Origin of the sequence: Haloarcula sp. JP-L23 (genome assembly GCF_011602445.1) — an archaeon.
Taxonomy (GTDB): Archaea; Halobacteriota; Halobacteria; order Halobacteriales; family Haloarculaceae; genus Haloarcula; species Haloarcula pellucida.
In genome coordinates this window covers 3436446-3455419 of record NZ_CP050014.1, presented here as the reverse complement: position 1 = coordinate 3455419, position 18974 = coordinate 3436446, and the positions used below count along the sequence as shown (strand labels likewise).

The 18974-nt window shown below is 62.9% G+C and carries 17 protein-coding genes; 11 read left to right on the top strand and 6 right to left on the bottom strand.

Annotated features, from left to right (window positions below):
• The first annotated feature begins 117 nt into the window (after window positions 1-117).
• Both G9465_RS18075 and G9465_RS18070 read left to right on the top strand, forming a co-directional pair.
• Window positions 118-306, top strand: a complete 189-nt coding sequence (locus tag G9465_RS18075; protein ID WP_166972560.1) for a hypothetical protein — start codon at window positions 118-120, stop codon at window positions 304-306.
• 977 nt (window positions 307-1283) lie between these two features.
• Window positions 1284-2258 (top strand): MoxR family ATPase, encoded by a 975-nt coding sequence (locus tag G9465_RS18070; protein WP_166972558.1) that lies wholly within the window; start codon window positions 1284-1286, stop codon window positions 2256-2258.
• Here the strand turns inward: G9465_RS18070 and G9465_RS18065 are convergent.
• From G9465_RS18065 to G9465_RS18050, 4 genes are read right to left on the bottom strand one after another with little or no spacing between them, the layout of a single operon-like run.
• On the bottom strand, window positions 2230-2931 hold the full coding sequence (locus G9465_RS18065; protein ID WP_166972556.1) for a hypothetical protein: 702 nt from the start codon (window positions 2929-2931) through the stop codon (window positions 2230-2232). The genes G9465_RS18070 and G9465_RS18065 overlap by 29 nt on opposite strands.
• The gene (locus G9465_RS18060; protein ID WP_166972554.1) at window positions 2919-4190 is read right to left on the bottom strand and encodes a DUF58 domain-containing protein; all 1272 of its coding nucleotides are present in this window, start codon (window positions 4188-4190) and stop codon (window positions 2919-2921) included. Before G9465_RS18060 ends, G9465_RS18065 begins: the two co-directional genes overlap by 13 nt.
• Window positions 4187-4873 carry a hypothetical protein gene (locus G9465_RS18055; RefSeq protein WP_166972552.1) on the bottom strand — a complete coding sequence of 229 codons (687 nt, stop codon included), beginning with the start codon at window positions 4871-4873 and terminating at the stop codon, window positions 4187-4189. The genes G9465_RS18060 and G9465_RS18055 overlap by 4 nt, the downstream gene beginning before the upstream one ends.
• Complete coding sequence (locus tag G9465_RS18050; RefSeq protein WP_166972550.1) at window positions 4870-5661, bottom strand: DUF4129 domain-containing protein; 792 nt, start codon at window positions 5659-5661, stop codon at window positions 4870-4872. The genes G9465_RS18055 and G9465_RS18050 overlap by 4 nt, the downstream gene beginning before the upstream one ends.
• 162 nt (window positions 5662-5823) lie before the next feature.
• Between G9465_RS18050 and aglM the strand changes: the two genes are divergently transcribed.
• Both aglM and G9465_RS18040 read left to right on the top strand, forming a co-directional pair.
• Complete coding sequence (aglM, locus tag G9465_RS18045) at window positions 5824-7131, top strand: UDP-glucose 6-dehydrogenase AglM (RefSeq protein WP_166972548.1); 1308 nt, start codon at window positions 5824-5826, stop codon at window positions 7129-7131.
• Window positions 7132-7240: 109 nt separating this feature from the next.
• Window positions 7241-8194, top strand: a complete 954-nt coding sequence (locus tag G9465_RS18040; RefSeq protein ID WP_166972546.1) for a hypothetical protein — start codon at window positions 7241-7243, stop codon at window positions 8192-8194.
• A 4-nt stretch (window positions 8195-8198) separates the two neighbouring features.
• On the opposite strand, the gene G9465_RS18035 is transcribed toward G9465_RS18040, so the two are convergent.
• Window positions 8199-9347 (bottom strand): glycosyltransferase, encoded by a 1149-nt coding sequence (locus G9465_RS18035; RefSeq protein WP_166972544.1) that lies wholly within the window; start codon window positions 9345-9347, stop codon window positions 8199-8201.
• 466 nt (window positions 9348-9813) lie between these two features.
• Between G9465_RS18035 and G9465_RS18030 the strand changes: the two genes are divergently transcribed.
• Together G9465_RS18030 and G9465_RS18025 are read left to right on the top strand one after the other, a co-directional pair.
• The gene (locus tag G9465_RS18030; RefSeq protein ID WP_166972542.1) at window positions 9814-10932 is read left to right on the top strand and encodes a hypothetical protein; all 1119 of its coding nucleotides are present in this window, start codon (window positions 9814-9816) and stop codon (window positions 10930-10932) included.
• A complete protein-coding gene (locus G9465_RS18025) occupies window positions 10922-12097 on the top strand; it encodes a glycosyltransferase family 4 protein (protein WP_166972540.1) in 1176 nt (391 codons plus the stop codon). The genes G9465_RS18030 and G9465_RS18025 overlap by 11 nt, the downstream gene beginning before the upstream one ends.
• Here the strand turns inward: G9465_RS18025 and G9465_RS18020 are convergent.
• Window positions 12067-13005 carry a glycosyltransferase family 2 protein gene (locus G9465_RS18020; RefSeq protein ID WP_166972537.1) on the bottom strand — a complete coding sequence of 313 codons (939 nt, stop codon included), beginning with the start codon at window positions 13003-13005 and terminating at the stop codon, window positions 12067-12069. The genes G9465_RS18025 and G9465_RS18020 overlap by 31 nt on opposite strands.
• 97 nt (window positions 13006-13102) lie before the next feature.
• On the opposite strand from G9465_RS18020, the gene G9465_RS18015 reads away from it, so the two are divergent.
• The 5 genes from G9465_RS18015 to G9465_RS17995 all read left to right on the top strand — a co-directional run bounded on the left by G9465_RS18015 (window position 13103) and on the right by G9465_RS17995 (window position 18960).
• Window positions 13103-14524: a sulfatase gene (locus G9465_RS18015; protein WP_166972535.1), complete on the top strand. Its 1422-nt coding sequence runs from the start codon at window positions 13103-13105 to the stop codon at window positions 14522-14524.
• A gap of 31 nt (window positions 14525-14555) precedes the next feature.
• Window positions 14556-15956, top strand: coding sequence for a hypothetical protein (locus tag G9465_RS18010; protein WP_166972533.1), 1401 nt, complete (start codon window positions 14556-14558; stop codon window positions 15954-15956).
• Between the two features lie 61 nt (window positions 15957-16017).
• Window positions 16018-16731, top strand: coding sequence for a hypothetical protein (locus G9465_RS18005; protein ID WP_166972531.1), 714 nt, complete (start codon window positions 16018-16020; stop codon window positions 16729-16731).
• Between the two features lie 86 nt (window positions 16732-16817).
• Window positions 16818-18263: a glycosyltransferase family 2 protein gene (locus tag G9465_RS18000; RefSeq protein ID WP_166972529.1), complete on the top strand. Its 1446-nt coding sequence runs from the start codon at window positions 16818-16820 to the stop codon at window positions 18261-18263.
• Window positions 18256-18960, top strand: a complete 705-nt coding sequence (locus G9465_RS17995; RefSeq protein WP_166972527.1) for an acylneuraminate cytidylyltransferase family protein — start codon at window positions 18256-18258, stop codon at window positions 18958-18960. Before G9465_RS18000 ends, G9465_RS17995 begins: the two co-directional genes overlap by 8 nt.
• The last annotated feature ends 14 nt before the right edge of the window (window positions 18961-18974 follow it).

Genomic DNA, 18974 nt, shown 5'->3' with positions numbered 1-18974 from the left:
CCGGCACACACGGGCGTTCGGCCCGGTGCTGTCGCTCTCGGCGTCGTCTCGACCACCCGGTCTAGGTACTTGGAGCCAATAGTTAGACCGCTAATTGCTGTACAATCCGTCGTACTCATGGCGACTGACGAGATGGCGTTCTTCACTCGGACCGACGGACTCGACGGCGGGGACGTGAGTGACGGGGCGACGGTCCACTGTCTCCTCTGCGTCTTCGAGAACGACCCGCAGACGATGTACCGACACCTGCAGAAGTCACACCGGAAAAGCGAACTAAGCCGCGCGCTACTGGACCACAGTCGCTAGGGGTGTCAGCAGGACGCGAGCACCCCGTCTGACGGGACAGAGTGTGATCGCTTCGAAGTGGACGGTAGCAGTTTCGGCTGGCAGTGACACCGATTTCGCTATCGTCGCCGACCACCGCGGGACCGTCTCCAGTGCGGTCATTACCGACCGGAAGACGCTCGACATCGTGCGCTCTGGTTTCTCACCAGACCTGCCTCTCAGAGACATTTACTGGACACAACAGAGTCCGACGGGTTTTCCACACGTTCACAGCGGCGACTGATACACCACGTGGTAGGTGTGGCGTCTGGGCCTCGTTCCGTACGAAGACGGCGCTCACGGCAGAAGACGGTGGTGCGCCATCCCACGCCCGGTCTTCGTCCGCTTTCTGCTCATCGGCTACTGGATTTGTATCGATTGTGAGATGTATCTCCCCTCCAGATAAATTTTGCAATCGAAGATATGATCGCTCTCACAACTATAATTCGAAATATAGAGCCAAATATAACGGCATAAGATAGATATACAGGTACTAGCAGGTAGAATAACTTGACAATGCCGAAGTGTAGGTGTATAAGAAGACATTGGTAATCTCTGGAATAAATTCACTCCGTAATATAGTATATCAAAATAACAGAGAAAGGATCAAAAAGACCCCATATTTAACAATATATGCTCTGAAAAGCAGTAATTACTACTGAATTGGGAATAGACGGCCGAGAATGGGTGCCGTCTCTTCGAAGAGGGCCCGGGATGCTGACGAACGATGTCGGTGAACTCGGCGATGTCGCATCCGGGCCACTGGGCCGAGAACATGCCCCTCAGCGCATGCGTCACAGCGTCAGTGTGCCGGACGGGACAGAATCGACGACGCTCTCGGTGGTTGCAGAGTGTGCCGTTCGGACCTTGGTTCTGTTCACCGAAAATCGGCGGCCAATCAACGCCTCTTCGGAGTAGGCCGAGGATAACTAAGCCCGCAATCCATCTGTCACTGTCCGATGAGTACGGACACTGACGCCGTCGCCGACCACTGCGGAACCGTCCTCGACACCGTCTCCGGCGCGGTCATCACCGAGCGAGAGACGCTCGAAACCGTTCTCTCGGGCTTTCTCGCCCGGGGGCACGTCCTGCTGGAAGACGTGCCGGGGACCGGCAAGACGCTCACCGCTCGGTCGCTCGCCAACGCGCTGGGATTGGAGTTCTCGCGCATCCAGTTCACGCCGGACCTCCTGCCGGCGGACGTCACCGGCACCTACGTGTTCAACGAGAAAGCCCACGAGTTCGAGTTCCGCGAGGGCCCCATCTTCGGCAACGTCGTCCTCGCCGACGAAATAAACCGCGCCTCGCCGAAGACCCAGGCCGCGCTGCTGGAGGCGATGGCCGAAGGGCAGGTCACCATCGACGGCGAGACCCACGCCTTGCCGGAGCCGTTCTTCGTCATCGCGACCCAGAACCCCATCGAGCAGGACGGCACGTTCCCGCTCCCGGAGGCGCAGGTCGACCGCTTCGTCGTCAAGACGAGTCTGGGCTACCCCGACGAGGAGGGCGAACTGGAGATCATCGACCGGCGGGCGGCCCGCACCGACCGGACGCCGACGGTGACCGAGGCCGTCTCGATGGCTCCCGCAGAGCTCCGACAGGCACCCGAGGCAGTCCACGTCGAGAAGGAGGTCCGGAAGTACGTCGTCCGACTGGCACGGGCGACCCGTGAGGAACCGCGCGTCGAGACGGGCGTCTCCCCGCGGGCGACTCAGCGGCTGTTCGAGGCGGCCAGAGCGCTCGCGGTGGTCCGCGGGCGCTCGTACGTCACACCCGACCACGTGGCTCGCATCGCGCCGGAGGTGCTCTCCCATCGGCTCGTCCTGACGCCGGACGCGCGCGTCGACGACGTCGAGAAGCGCGCCGTCGTGGCGGACCTGCTGGACGAGGTCGAGGTGCCGACCGTCAGTTATACAGAACAGCCATCAACGTGACGGCGGCGGCCAAGAGCAAGGCCAGCGCCCCCAGCGGCACCCCAGTCCCCCCGTTCTCGTAGAGGACCATCGCACCGACGACTAACACAGCCCCGTAGCCGCCGCTCACGCCGGCGTGGGCGAGTTCGACGGTGTAGGTGCGTGCGTCGGCCCGCAACTGCTCGCCGAGGCTGATGGCGTGTTCTGCGAGGTCCCACGCGACGACGGCGGCGGCCGTCGCCGCGAGCAGTGCGGGCGGGTCCGCCCGCTCGAAGACGCCGGTGATGACGACGCCGAGTACGAGGGCGGCCAGCCCCGCCGAGACGAACCGGCGGGCGAAGCGCTGTCTGAGCGGGCGGGTCCCGAGGCCGATGCAGACGACGCCGACCAGTCCGGGGACCAGTTCCGCCTGTGCGCCGAACTCGCCGACCGCGCTCAGGGCGTGGGCGAGGGCGGCGACGACGACCACCGCACCGATGGCGACGACGAGACGGCCGACGAGGCGGGGATACTCCCCAGTCAGGTCGTCCCGGTCGCCGAACACGACGAGGCCGACGCCCGTGACGGTCCCCAACACGGCGAGTCGCTGCTCGGGGCCGGGGGCGAGCAGCGCCGTCGAGATGCCCGCAAGCAGCACCGCAAGCGCGCTGGCGACGGGCGTGGGCCGGTGGTCGACGCCCGTCACGCCGACCACCGCCGTCGGCGCTCGCCGAGCAGTACCGTTCCAAGTGGGTCCGTCGGGGTCCAGTCGACGACCGGGACGCCGGCCTCACGGAGCGCGTGCATCCGGTTCTCGCGCTCGGTCCGTGCAAGCCGTTCCCCGAGCGTCCCGTCGGCGGTAACGTCCGGACTCAGGACCGTCGTGGCGTGGGAGGCGGCCTCTAAGGTCCGGACGGTCCGCACGATGGCGTCGTCGGTCAGCGGCGAGCAGACGAGTACCTGCGTGTCGGCGTCGAGCCGTTTCCGGAGCATCTCCGTCTGGCGAGCGACGTCGCCGTCCTCCTCGGGCGCGGGCGGCGTCGCCGACAGGCCCGGATGAGTCCCGAGCAGTCGGCGGAGGTCCGCGTGGTGGTCCGGGCCGGCGCCGGGCGAGGCCCAGCAGAACTCTCGGCCCAGCGCGGCCACGCCGACGAAGTCGTTGGTGTCGTCGAGCGTCGCGAGCAGGCGCTCGACGGCGGCGAGGCTGTGGGCGACGGCGTTGGGCGACCCCTCGCGCTGCGAGCGGTACGCCGGTTCGCGGGCGTCGACCAGCAGGAGGACCGAGGTACGCCGCTCCTCCCGGAACTCGATGGTCGTGAGTTCGCCGGTGCGTGCCCACCGCTTCGAGTCGATGCGGCCAAGCGGATCGCCCCGTCGGTACTCGCGGACGGCGTGGAACTCGATGCCGCTGCCGCCGTCGTCGGTGACCAGACGGCCCGCGTGGCCGTTTGTTCGCTGGCGCACCGGGAGCGACGGGACGGACTCGGCGCAGTCGATTTCGGTACCCGTCGCCACCGTCGTCTCCACCTCGTGGGCACCGGTCACGTTCCGGACGACGACCGTTGCCGGGTCGAACTGGTGGCGGCCGTGTTCGGCTTCGACCGCGTAGGTGTACTCCGTCGTCTCGCCGGGGCGCAGCACCGCCGCGTGGCGCGGACTGCCCGACGCGACGGTGAGCATCGGCGGGACGCCGTCGACGATGCGCACGTCCGTCAGTGTCCGGTCGCCGGTGTTCGTCAGTCGCGTCGTCACCGTCACCGGGTCGCCACGGGCGGGGTGGCCGTCGTCGAGGCGGCGTTCGAGGTCGAGTTCGACCGACGGCGGCCCGAGCAATCGGGGGTACGCCGCGAAGCCAGCGCCGACGACCCCCACCAACAGGACCGCGGGCCGGTCGGCGAGGACGCCGACGGCGACGGCGAACAGGCCGACGGCGACGATGCCGCGCCAGCGGCCAGTCGTCCGGACCGTCGTCATGCCTCGTCGCTCCCGTCGTCTCGCCGGCCGAGCCGATTCGTCTCGCTCCCGACGTCGTCCCCACCGTTGCTCTCCTCGCCCGTCTCGATTCGGTCTGTGAGTGCCTGTGCGGCCGCTTTTGCGCCGTACTGGACCCACGAATCGCCGCGAAGCGCGAGCCGGGCGCGCTCGCTCAGTGGGGGGCCCCTGGCCGTCTCGTCGAGGAACCGCGCGGCGACAGGGTCGTCGGTCCATGCCCCCTTCTCGACCCGTTCGTTGGCACGCTCACGGCTCAGTCCCTCCTCGCGCATCATCGTCGCGACGACCGCGTCCCGCAACCGCTGGCGGAGCTGTTCGGCGTCCTCGCTGCCGTCTCGGGCCGAGAGCGTCGGGATACCTTCGACCAGCCGGTCGAACTCGTCGCCCGGCGGCGGCGCGTCGCGCACCGTCTCCGGTTCCGGAGGATCGGCTTGCGTGACGTGCTCTCTCGCTCGGCGGACGACCATCCAGCCGAGGACGCCGACCCCGACGCCGCCGAGTATCCCGAGCAGGAAGTACTCGTTGCCGACTCGGTCGATGAACGTCTCCGTCGGGAAGATGCCCGACCCGCCGGGCACGACCGCCAGCGCGAACGCGAGGACGCCGACGACCACGAGTAGATACCACCCGAGACGCCGGACGCCGGTCACCGATCGCTCGCTCATTCGTCGTCCTCCCCCAGCGACTGGAGCGATTCGCGTGCGACTCGCACTCGCTCGCCGGACGGTGACTCGCCGCCGTACTGGACGTCTTCGAACGCCCGGCGGAGTCGGTGGACCGCCTCGGCGTCGAACCCCGTCTCGACGGCGGCGCGGGCACAGTCTCGTGGCGTACGAGTCCGTGGCCGTGTGATGCCTGCTCGCCGGAGTAGGGAGACCCACGCTCGCTGCACGTCGTTTTCTGGTGCTGGTCGCAACGTCTCAGTTCCCTCGTCTGGCGGGGCTTTGGCCCCCACCATCATTCCTAACAGCGAGATAAGCTCCTCGCGGTAACGGTACGCGATGCCTACGAGCGCCGCGAGCGCTACCAGCGAGAGGAGCGCGAAGAGGAGCGCCTGCAGGTTCGACTCGGTCGGCACGACGCCGGTGCCCTCTCCCTCGCTGGGGGCGTTCTGCTGGTCGTTGCCGTCGTTCGAACTGCCCGAGTTCGATTCCGAACTGCCGGGATTCGACTCGCTGGCGGACCGCGTATCGGCCCCCTCCGGGTCCCGGTTCGCGCGTTCGCTCCGCTCACCGGTCGGCGCCGGGTTGCCGGTGTAGCGGTCGTGGAGGTCCTGTGCGGCGTCCTCTATCTGGCCGGCCCGGTCGTCACCGACGGGGAGCAGGTCGTAATCCGGGTCTATCGCGTCCGATGGGTCGGTCGACATCGACGAACCGAGCGTCGCGGCCGAGAGGCCGATGGCGACGACGACGACACAGGCGACGCCGACCGACACGAGTCGTTCAGTGTCCATTGGTGTCCGAGCGGCGACTGGGCCGCCTGACTGGTCGGTCCTGCGTCAGCGCCCGGCGTTGTTATTGGGAGGTTATCCGCGAGGCGGCGGTCGAAGAGAGCGCCGAACGACGACGCCGAAGGACCCGAATTCTCAAGGGCGGTGGTGGCCAACCCCTCCCCGATGAACGTCAGCATCGTCGGGAGCGGCTACGTCGGGACGACCGTCGCGGCCTGTCTCGCAGATTTGGGTCACGAGGTCACGACTATCGACATAGACGAGGCCATCGTCGACGCGGTCAACGCGGGCGAGTCCCCCATCCACGAACCGGGACTCGACGAACTCGTCGCCGAACACGGCGGCGACCGGCTGCGTGCGACCACCGACTACGGCGTCGTCCGCGAGACGGACCTGACGATGCTGGCGCTGCCGACCCCTTCCAACGAAGACGGCAGTATCGACCTCCAGTACATGGCGGCCGGCGCGACATCCGTCGGAGAGGCGCTCGCCGACGCCGACGAAACTACTGACGACTCGCACCTCGTCGTCACGAAGTCGACGGTCATCCCGCGGACCACCGACGAGCGACTGGCCCCGCGCATCGCCGAGGCGGGCCTGACCCGCGGCGAGGACTTCCTCGTCGCCTCGAACCCCGAGTTCCAGCGCGAGGGGACCGCCGTCGCGGACTTCCTGAACCCCGACAAACTCGTCTTCGGCGCCGACGACGAGCGCGCGTTCGAGCGGTTACGCGCCCTCTACGCCCCCCTTCGCGAGGCCGCCGACGGCGACGTGCCCGTCGTCGAGACGGGCATCGCCGAGGCCGAGATGATAAAGTACGCCAACAACACCTTCCTCGCGAGCAAGGTCAGTCTCATCAACGACATCGGGAACGTCTGCAAGGAGTTCGGCGTCGACGCCTACGAGGTGGCCGAAGCTATCGGACTGGACGACCGCATCGGCGAGCAGTTCTTGCGAAGTGGGGTGGGTTGGGGGGGAAGTTGCTTTCCAAAGGACACTAATGCAATTATATCGGCTGCCCGCGAGGAGGGCTACGACCCCGCCCTGCTCTCGGCGGCCGTCGAGGTGAACGACACCCAACCCGAGCGCCTGCTCTCCCTACTGGACCACCACGTCGACATCGCCGGCAAGCGCGTCGCCGTGCTCGGATTGGCGTTCAAGCCCGGCACGGACGACATCCGGAACACGCGTGCCGTTCCGGTCATCGAAGGCCTGCAGGAGCGCGGGGCCGAGGTTGTGGCCTACGACCCCGTGGCGACCGAGAACATGCGCGAGCGCTATCCCGACGTCGAGTACGCCGCGTCCGCTGGCGAGGCGCTGGAGGGGGCCTCGGGCGCAGTGGTGGTGACCGATTGGGACGAGTTCGCGGCGCTGGACAGTGAGTTCGACGCGATGGCGGACTCCGTTGTGGTCGATGGTCGGCGGGTTATCGAGCGGCGAGAGGGGCTTACGTACGAAGGCTTGACGTGGTAAGACATCCACTAATTCACAAGGCGACAACCTCTATACGCCTGACATGAGCATAACCTGGGGGGCGGCGTATGCAAGAGTATATCTTACTACTGTCAGTATTGTCTCGTAGATGGGAATAGGTTCGTTTCGTGATATCATAGGCAACGCACTCTACGGAACTGACGCGATTAGGCGTGCATACCATTGGTACAAGCGCGCGTGGGCGACGGCGACAGTTCGTTATCCAATAGGTGCGAATATATTCACTCGCGATTGGGACCTACTCATCGTTCTTGATACCTGTCGAGTGGATGCACTCAGAGCCGTCGCCGACGAGTACGACTTCCTTGATGACATTGGTGTTATCACTTCTGTGGGAAGCTGTTCTCCCGAGTGGATAGCGAACACGTTTCAGACAGCGTATACCGATACCATCTCTCGGACGGCATGTATTTCCGATAACGCGTATATGAGCCGGATACTCGAAGACCGAACGTACCTTGGGGGGACGGCTCGGACGGTCACGGCATCGGACCTCCACTCGCTTGATCAACCGTGGCAGTACGTGCCTGACGAACAGAAGCCATTCGTCCACACACCGCCACAATACGCCACGAACAAGGCAATCAACGTCGGCCGCACAACCGACGCCGACCGCATCCTCGTCCACTATCTCCCACCACACTCTCCGTATACGGCTAATGCTATTGCCGAGAGCCGGGAGCTGGAAGCGCACGAGGAAACACCCTTCCAGGCGCTACGTGACGGGATACCGTTCAATCGCGTCTGGGCTGCGTATCTTGACGAACTACGTCTGGTCTTGGACCACGTATCACTCTTGTTAGACAACATCACGGCCGAGAAAGTCGTCATCACTGCGGATCATGGGGAGGCGTTCGGCGAGTACGGAATCTATAGCCACCCGTTGGGGATGCCACATCCACATATCAAGCGCGTTCCGTGGGCGACCACGACAGCTGTCGATACCGGGACACACGAGCCGGAACTTACGTTCTACCAAAGTGAGGAAACGGCGGGAAGTGATCCGGCCAACCAACTGGCCGCGCTGGGCTACCTGAAGTAACTGCTCAGAGATCATAGGCGTACACTCTCGTCCCGGTAGCAAATGCTACGAGACCAGCTAAGACGCCAAGGCTCGCCCAACTGTAGCTGAATGGCACTGACGTCAGTGGCGGGTTGAGGCCGTAATGCTCGGCCGCGTATCCCACTCCCGCAAGTAAGTAGAACACCACTTGGAGGCCTCCGAAGGCGGCGATTAATGGCGATGATGGTGCAAGCAGCCCTGTGAGGACGGCGATCGCGAGTAAGGCGACGGGAATGAGGTAGCGTAACAGCCAGTATGAGACAGTGTGAAGGGTCAGCAACGGCCGCATGAGCGGATTAAACACGGTGCGGTATCGCCACAGTGCTGTGAGCCCCCGAATCGTCAGCCGACGACGAGTACTGAACTCACCGCTCAGCGTCGTCGGGAACTGTTCCGTCGCGACGGCTTTTGGGACGTACAGAGACTTGCCTCCACGGAGTATCGTCATGAACCCTGCCGTCTGGTCGATGTCTGCAGTGTCCGGTATTGGCTCAAAGTATGCTTGGTCAATTCCCATGACGGCTCCTGAGGACTTGACCAGCATCCCCAGTCGGCTCTGGTGTCGTCGCATAAAGTATTCCCATTGCCAGTACAGGCTCATTCCCGTCCCGATTGCGCCGTCGTCGAAACTCTCGGAGACAAGGGTTCCACAGACTGCGCCCACGTCGGGGTCGGTGAGTGGCGTGACCAATCGCCTGAGACAGTCCGGTCGATTGCGCGTGTCCACATCGGTAAAGAGGACGATGTCTGAACTCGCGCGTTCGACGCCACGGTTTCGTGTCGCAGACTTGTTTTGCGGAGTGTTATTGAACGCGGTTACCCGCGGAGAGACGGACTCCGCGATTGCGACCGTTCCGTCTGTCGATGCGTCTGACGCAACGATAATCTCGAGCTTTTCTGTCGGATAGTCCGACGCGAAGAGATTCTCCAGACGAGCTTCGATACCATCGGCCTCATTGTGTGCGGGGATGACGATCGAGACAGGGGGGAGATCATCGTCTGGCAAGAGGTCCGCGGACGCTGGCTCGGTTCCACAACGGCTACTAACCGCCCACAGCACGAGCGGATAGCCGACGTAGTGCCATCCCAGGACACCAACCAACACCGCTAGTATCGCCGTTCCGCCGCTCATCTCGTCGTTGAACGCCTTGTGGCCGGTGGCAGATCGGTTCGAGCCGACGAGTTTGAATGTACAGTCGTCCTATACATAGGCGCTTTCTGCATCTATCGTGAGAGGAACCTGAAGGAACTAAAATTCACACGGTCTGAGTCTAATTCCCAGAAAGCAACCGTGCTATCACTCCGGCGTTTATCCATCCGACAACTAGTTCTGCTGCTCGTCACTCTCAACCAAATATCTATTGTTACCCACCAGAAAGGAGCGTTGTATCGGTTGGAGACATAGCATGCTACCAATAAATCACCTCTCGCTATTGGCTGTTCGTCAACTTGCTGCTATGGGCGCCATCGGCGCTGTCGTTACACCGAAAATAACTGCTGCTACCGTCGTCTTTATTATGTTTGCGGCAGTGACTGTTGCACTTGCGTCGTCGTGGTCACTATCCCCTCGTTGGCCCCTCCTCGCTGGCAGTCTGCCAATGCTCGTCGGTATCGTTGATATGTTCGCGCCATTCCTGCCACAGAACGGTGACGTAGGGCAGTACCACAGGGCCGCGGTGTTTGTCGCCGACCACCTCCGGGCAGGCAATGTGGTAACCGCGGTACAGCTGTCGGAGCCGATACAGGTCTCGGCGTACAGCGTCCCACTCGGGGTACTGTACGCGCTCACTGTCTCAGCATCCGTCGTCGGTATCGCGCTGAATAGTGGCGCCTGGTCGATTACGGTACTCCTCTGGCTGAAAATCGCACGCCGACTGTATCCAGACATCCGCATTCATGTCATGGGCCTGCTCTTTGTTCTCTATCCTGCTCCGGTTCGGTTCATGTCCAGAACACTACGAGATGCGCTCCCACTGCTTTGTATAACTATCCTTATGTTGGTTTTTGTGCGATGGTTGCAAGATGAGCGGGATTGGTGGACTGTCGCCGGTCTCGGGTTCGTTGTCCCGCTGGTCCTGCTTCGCGTCGAATTGGTTCCGCCGCTCTGTCTCGGGGCGCTCGCTGGCTGGGCGTACAAGCACCGTACTGAACTGACTCGATGGCGTGTGGCCGCACTCGCCGTAGCCATTCTCACCAGTACCCCTACATTCTTGTGGCTCGAACAGAACTTCGGTCCGGGATTCCTCCCAACCCGTCTCTCCGGTTTCGAAGCGACCCGACAGAATCTCGTCGATGGCCCGAACCCCTATCTGGTCGACCTCGCGTACCAGTCGTGGTTCGATATACCACTGTACGCGCCTGTTCGCCTGTTCTATCTGCTTTACAGCCCGTTCCCGTGGGTGCTGTCGAGCTTCGAGCTGTTCCTCGCTGCCACCGATGCGCTGTTTATCCTTCCGCTGTCGCTCATTGCCGTGTATACGCTCGTGCGGTGGCGGGATCGCATCCGAGCCGAGGTAGTGTTTGCGCTCGTGTATGCGTTCACCATGCTACTAGGTTACAGTCTCGTCGTCAGCACGAAGGGGGCAGCGTCGAGGCGACGGTTGTATGCTGTGCCGCTGCTTATTGTCGTCGCTGGCTTCGGTCTGATTCAGTTGTTGGAGCGGCAATGTGACCGGTCCACGAACCAAAACGCAAACCAACAGTACGATGCAAAGTAGCACCCGACACGAGATGCACGTCTGCTTTCTCTTCCACCGGGAGTTTCTGCAGGACTGCTCGACCAGCATGAACGAGTATCCACAGAAACTGGCTGAACTCGGCGTCGAGACGACTGTCGTCGCCGCTCGAAACTCCCGTGAGGAACCGAAGCGGGAGCAAATTAACGGCGTCGATGTACACCGAATCCACTCCGATACGTCGACAGCGCTGTCGACACAGCCGACTCGGTTCGGTTACAGAGCGATGCAGACCGTCGACCGGCTCTGTGCGACCCAGGATATTGACATCCTCCACATGTCGCCGTTCCCCGTCCTCGGTGGGGTTCTCGCGCCGCCGCCATGGCTCGAATCGCCGTCAGTGACCGTGATAGACGTGCGTCACCCGGCCGTCAGGAACCGCTTTTTCGCCGCTGTCGCGCGGGCTGGAATCCGCCTCCAGCGCCATCTCGTCGACGGGACGATAGTCATCGACCCGCACGTCGCCGAGAGCCTCTTTTCGTATACTGACGGGATAGACATCCTCCAGCTGGGGACGGACATGACCGCGTTCACGCCGGGCGAGAACCCCGAACTGCGCGCCCGGTGGGGGGTTGCTGATGACGACGTGGTCGTCGGCTACACAGGCAGTATCAACGCGCCACGGAACCTCCAGCGTCTCGTCGACGCGTTCGCGCGGGTCCAGGACCGGCACCCACGGACCAAACTCGTTTTCGTCGGTGATGGTAACGACCGCCGCCGGTTGGAACAGCATGTGGCCGAGCTCGGACTGGCCGAGGCCGTCCACTTCACCGGGATGGTCGACTACGAGGAGATGCCGCGGTACGTCCGCGGATTCGACGTGGGCGTCGGGTACGCGCCCGACACACCCCAGTACCGGGACCAACCGTTGTCAAAGACTGTCGAATTCCTTGCGTCGAACCTTGCAGTCCTCGCAACGGACACGCCCGGGAACCGCCGCTACGTGACCGACGGCGACAATGGAGTGCTGGTACCGGATACGACGACCGCGCTCGCGGACGGTCTAGAACGCCTCGTCGCCTCCCCTGACTTCCGGGCGTTGCTCGCCGACGGTGCCCGGGCGTCGGTCAGAGAGTACGATTACCGCCGTATCGTCGAGACGGACCTGCTGCCCATCTACGAGCGGCTGCTTGACGAGACGACCTGAGCTAGTCGCCGCCGGAGGCCCACCGCGAGCGCCCAGAGCAGGCGGCAGTACTCGACGCGCTGGGTCGGTTTCCCACGACGGAGGTATTTCGTTCCCCGCCAGATGTCTCCGCGATAGTAGTGGAGACGCGCCAGTGCGAACCGGTGGTAGGCCGCGATGGGCACCCCCGAAGCCTCAAGCGTCGCAATACCGTCCTGAAACTTCTCAAAGTACCGCCGTTTCCCCGCTTCGAACACCGAGAGATCCGGCACGCCGGTGTCGTGACGGACGACCAGTGGTTCGGGGGTGTAGGCCAGTTTTCCCTCCCCAAGCAAGCGCACCAGAAACTCCAAATCCTGGTGGCGCGGGAACCTCTCGTCGAATCCGCCGACGCGTTCGACTGCCGGTCGCTCGACGAGGAGCGTAGAGGTGCCGCCCAGATAGAATCGCGTGGTGTGAATCTCCTCGACCAATTCGCTCCCGCCCTCCGTAGCCGATGTCTTCTCGAATCCCGGAACGAGCGCCGTCGCGAGGGTGTAGAACGCCTTTTGTAGCCCGGTTCGGTTCGTCACGATATCACAGTAAGTTGCGACGAACTCCTCTGGGCGTGCTGTGAGGGTGTCGAGTTGCCGCGTTAGCTTTTCCGGACGCCACTCGTCGTCGGAGTCCAGAAACGCGATGTACTCGCCCGCCGCGGCCTCGATACCGGTGTTGCGTGCCGCCGCGCCGCCGCGGTTGTGGTCGTGACGGCGCAGGTGGATGCGGGGGTCGTCGTACGTCTCAACTACGGCTGCCGTGTCGTCATCGGACGCGTCGTCCACGACGATGACCTCGATCTCTTCGTGTGTCTGTGCCAGCGCACTGTCGATGGCACACGAGACCATTCCCGATCGGTTGTACGTTGGTATCACGACACTGACGACTGGCATCAACAGGTGCTTGCGGATGCGTATATAAAGGGGTTGCTCACGGCGGGGTCGCGCGGGGAAAGCTCTCTTATCCGAGCACGCGAAACACTGTCACCAGATGGCCACTCCAAACATCGTGTGGGTGACACTTGATAGCGTCCGGGCCGACCACACGACAATGCACGGCTATCGGCGGGATACGACGCCGGAACTCGCGGCCCTCGCGCGGGACGGCGTGGCCTTCGAGACGTGTATCGCACACAGTTCGCGGACGCCCGTCTCAGTCCCGTCGATGTTGACTGGTACCTACCCCTCCCGCCACGGGGTCGGCCTTGGGGCCGGTGTCTGCGGGCGAATTCCGGACACGATGGCGACGGTTCCCGACATTCTCCGGGACTGTGGGTACACCAGTGTCGCCGTCTCGCGGAATGTCTACGCTGGCGAGGTGACGGGACTCGCCGACCGGTTCGACCGGTTCGTCTCACCGACGCTCCGCGATGACCTGCTCTCGTACCCTTTCGTCCGGTCACTGGCGAAGTACGGGGCCGCGGCACACAGACACAGTGGTGGTCTCACGCTGGACAAACAGCGCCACCCGAAATCGTTTCTCGTTAGCGACGTGGCCAAACGAGTACTGGCCGAGGAGACGCGTGGGGCGGACTCGGTGTTTCTCTACCTCCACTACAACGACCCACACAGACCCTACTACCCGCCAGCGTCCTTCCGCGACCGCTACACGACGGAGGCCGGCGTTGACCCCGACGCCGCTCTCGACTTCGCGAGGGACATGCACGAACACGCCTACGAGTACATGGCTAAGGGACTCCCCTTCTCCGAGACCCAGTGGGAGATGCTGTACGCGATGTACGATGCGGCCATCGCCTACACAGACCACTGTCTCGGGTCTCTGTTGACGTTCATCCGCGAGCAGGTGGGCGAGACGATAGTCGTCGTCACGGCCGACCACGGTGAACTGTTCGGCGAGTACGGACTGCTGGGTCACCACATCGTCTTGGACGACGCCATCACGCACACCCCGCTCGTCGTCAGCGGATGTCCAGAGCTTGAGCGGGCCCGCGAGGACGTCGTCCAACACGTCGACGTGATGCAGACCATCGTCTCAATGGTTGGTGGGGACACGTCGCAGTTTCAGGGCTACGACCTTCGAAGCGAATGCCGGCCATTCGCAGTGAGTCAGGACCTCCGCGGGACTGTCGTAGACCCGAACCGACAGGACTACGAACGGATTCGTCAGCACAACCCGGAATTCGACACGACCCCCTTCCACCGGTCGCTCCTAACGACGCTACGGACCAACGAGTTTAGACTGCAGCACACCGACGAGTGGCGAAAACTTCACCATCTCCCGGACGAGCGGACGGTGGTCAACGACACGTATCCGGACGTGTATTCGGACCTTACGGCGCGGCTTACAGCGTGGCTCGAAACCTACGGACAACCATACGCCGAGTCACGGACGGAGGAATCGCATTCCCCTCGGACACGCGAGCGGTTACGGGAGATGGGATATCTCGAATGACCGCTGGCTAATCTCCTCAGAGGCACTACCGATGTCTGAGTACAGCTACGACTGGTTTCACCGCACGTTTCGCGATATCGAGGAAGACATCGGCCTGTTCGACCTCCGTGTCGACGACACGCTGGTATGGGAACGACTCAGGTTCCCCGTCCACCAGCAGATCCGTAATTCGCTCGTCCACGCCGACTCCAGCGGCGGCACCGACTACGCGGGGACGCCGCTCGCGGCCCGTCTCGGGCGCGTGGGGACGGCGCTCACCCGCCGTAATCCGTTTCTTACCTCCCCCCGCGACACGCTCGTGTGGGGACACAACCGTCGGAAGTTCCGCGAGGACGGCCAGTACTGGGACATTTACTGTGACCCACTGTACGACCGCCTCGACACGTCGTACCTCCACCTCGAGAATCCACACAAAGGGACCCACTATCGCCCGGCAAAGACCGATCAGTTGCGGTACATGGACGGTCTACACACCGCGAGTTCGCTCTACGAGCGAGTCAGCCATGCCGACGTGTCGCTCTCGCGGTCACAGCGACGTCTCTGTCGGCGGGCTACCGAGCGCTTTGCGGCAGCATTCGCCGTCGACATTGATATCGAACGGCGCGTCCGGACCGCCGTGGCCGAACGACGCGCCACTAAGCCGTTCTACGGCGCGTTGCTTGACTGGCACAACCCGTCGCTCGTCGTCGTCGTCGTGAGCTATGGGAAAGAGACGTTCGTTGAGGCCTGCAAGGAGCGGGACATTCCGGTGGCCGAACTCCAACACGGCGTCGTGACGCCGTTCCACTATGGCTACTCATACCCCGGGTCGCGGACGAAAGCGACGTTTCCGGACCTGTTTCTCACCTTCGGTGAGTTCTGGGCGGACAGCGTCGAGTTCCCAACGGATACCACCGTTGAACCAGTCGGCTACCCGTTTCTTGAGCAGGGGGTCAAACGGACGGCCGACACCGACCGGCGGAATAGGGTCGTGTTTGTCTCGCAGTGTAGCATCGGCGCATCCCTCTCGGAGGTGGCGGTGGCGTTCGATGACCTGACTGACATGGAGGTGGTCTACAAACTCCACCCCGAGGAGTACACTGTTTGGAGGGACAACTACCCGTGGTTACAGTCGTCGTCCGTAGACGTCATTGCCGACGACGGCCCGACGCTGTACGACCTGTTTGCCACGTCACAAGCACAAGTCGGGGTCTACTCGACGGCGCTGTTCGAGGGGGTACGATTCGGACTCGCGACGTACGTCTTGACCGAACCCGGGATGGAGTACGTGCGGAGTCTGCTCGACGCCGGTGCCGCGACAGCCGTCGACTCCGTCGAGGAGCTCGCGGCGGCGGTCGCAGAGGGGACACACGGCGGTATCGACGTGCCGTACTTTTTCGAACCGAACCCGCTCGCGAACATCGAGCGGGCACTCGCCGACGCCCGCCGGTGACCGACCCTCGCATACCACTGGGCGAAAGCTTTGTGACAGACGCTCGCTCTATTATCGAGTGATGGCTCAGGGGACACAGGCACGGACGCACGCAGACCAGTTGGCCCGGGATGGCGTCGTCTCGATACCCAACTACCTCGACGACGAACTCTGTGTCGAGATTCGAGACAGTATCGACGAGGCACTGGAGAACGGGGACATCGTCGTCGCAGACGAGTCGATGGACTATCGAGAGAAAGTCGAGGCCGATGTGCCGGTAATGAATAAGCGGAGTGGGGAGTTCGACAGCGGAATGTTGGACATCTTCAACGTTGACTACATCCACCCGAAGCTCCGGGCGGTCCGTGACGACGAGTTCATCACCGACATCATAGAGACGGCGACTGGGCAGGCCTACGACTCGGAACATGTCAACGCGTACGTCAACCGCTCGGTGACGACGACGCGGGGGTACCACGCTGACACTTACAGCGGGAAGTACAAGTCGTTCGTCTACCTGACCGACGTGCCCGACGAGTCCTACGGTCCCTACTCTTATACCCTCGGTTCCCACGACCCGTCGTTCGTCGAACGGATGGCCTCCTCACTAGTCAACAAGTACTGGGGGAACCCCCCTACGGACGCGGTGTTCCACGATGAGTCGCAGGTACAGACCTTTACGGCCCCGAAAGGAACACTCATCATCTCGGACCAGTCGGGTTACCACCGTGGCATCCCACAGGAGGACGGGCGCGAACGGATGCTGACATCCACCGCATATCAGCCCGTCGACTGAGCCGTGCAGAGCACCAGTATCCGTTCGGTCCGCCGGCCACACGTTCGAAATGTGTTTATCTGCCCTTCTGCAAGCGGTGGTAGCAGATGAGTTCGCCAATTGTGAGCATCGTCGTTACCGCCCACAACTACGCGGAGTACCTCGAGACCTGTCTCGATAGCGCCCTTGACCAGACGTACGACGACTACGAGGTGGTAGTCGTCGACGACGGGTCGACCGACGAGACACCAGACATCGTCCGGGCGTACCATCACGAACACCCCGACACTATCGTGCCGTTGCATCTCGACGGGGTGGGACTTCCTGCGGCCTGTAACGCCGGTATCGAGGCTGCCAATGGTACCTACATCGTCCGGCTCGATGCCGACGACTACTTCGATGAGAACATCCTGACCGTCCTCACCGCCTTCCTCGACAGCCACCCGGAGACGGCACTGGTGTATCCCGATTACTACACGGTCGATGCCGAAGGGACGATACTTGACCATGTCCGTCTGCCGGAGGTTGGCGAGGAGGTAAAACTGCTCAACCGGAGTCCGCTGGCTGCGGGTGCCCTGTACCGAAAGTCGGCATGGGAACGACTGGGTGGATACGACGAGTCGCTGTCGTATCAGGAGGACTACGACTTCTGGATTCGGTTCGCCGACGAATTCGACGTCCATAACGTCAATCTGCCCCTGATGTACTACCGCCAGCACACGTCGAACATGTCAATGAATTTGACTGGGCGGATGAGCGCACGGCGAGGCGTGAAACGCTCTTTCGCCGAGTCGAACTTCGGCGTGGCCGACAACCAGGAGATACTGGCCGTCGTCCCGGCACGGACGGAACAGCGTGTCAACCCGCCGGAGGGGACGCCCGACCACGATGACCCGCTGGCGCTGTGGAAGGTCGACGGCGAGCCACTACTTGCCTACACAATCAGCGAGGCGCTGGCGACGCCCCAGGTAGACCGCGTCGTCGTCTCGACTGACAATGAGGCGATCGCGGGGGTCGCGAAAGACCTCGGTGCGTCGGTCCCCCGACTCCGGCCGTCCGAACTCAGCGACCCGACAGCTGAACTGTCAGACGTGACCATGGCACTGTTGGAGGAACTAAAGACTACGGAGTCGTACGTACCCGACCTGCTCGTCCAACTTCCGTACGTGTCGCCGCTCCGGACGGCCGACCACATCACCGAAGCGATAGACACGTACAACATCTTTTCGGTCGATTCGGTCATCAGCGTTTGTGAGAACCGGAAATTTCAGTGGCAACCCGGCGAGTACGGTCTCGAACCGCTGTTCGAGAGACGCCTGCTCCGCGAGGAGCGCGAGGCGCTCTATCAGGAGAACGGCAGCATTTATGTCACTGGGGCGACAACTCTGCGCCAGCACAAGGATCTCATCGGGAGCCGTGTCGGTCACGTTCTCCAGTCACAGGTCGCCTCGCTGCACATCGACTCGTGGTTCGACTGGGTCGTCTCGAAACGACTGCTGGAGGACCACGACGAACTCACGCCTGCGTTCGCACACCGAGGGAACGATGACTGATACTGTCCCTGTCGTGATTCCGGCACGTGGCGGTTCGAAGGGCATCCCCCGAAAGAACCTCCGCCGACTCGGCGAGAAACCACTCGTCGCCCACCAGATAGCGAGCGCGCTCGAGGCGGAGTCCGTGGGTACGCCTGTCGTCTCGACGGACGACGAGGAGATAGCCGCGGCCGCCGAGGAGTACGGTGCCGAGGTCCCCTTTACCCGACCCGACGCGCTCGCTACTGACGACGTTCCCGTCATCGCCGTGGTCGAACACTTCCTCGAACACTGCCTCGACACCGGCGTTGACCCGGCCTACGTCCTCTGTCTCCAACCGACGTCGCCGTTCACCACGGCGGCCCAAATCGACGCGGCCGTCGAGAAAGCGCGCTCTACGAGGTGTGACTCCGTGGTATCTGTGACGAAGGTGACGGACACGCACCCTTACCGGGCCTACCGGATGGCCGACGACCGGGTCGAACCGCTCCCATTCACTGAGGAGGTGCCCGACCAGCGACAGGACCGCCCGGATGTCTATGGGTTCACTGGCGCGATATACCTCCGTCAGCCCAACCTGTTACTTGACTGGGACCACGACGACTTCGCGTTGGGTACGGATGTGCGCGGTATCGTTCAGGAGGGCAAGAGCGCCGTCGAAATCGACACTGAGTTCCAGTTGACGCTCGCCCGGGCGCTGCTCGCCTATCAGGACTGATCGACGGGAGAAAG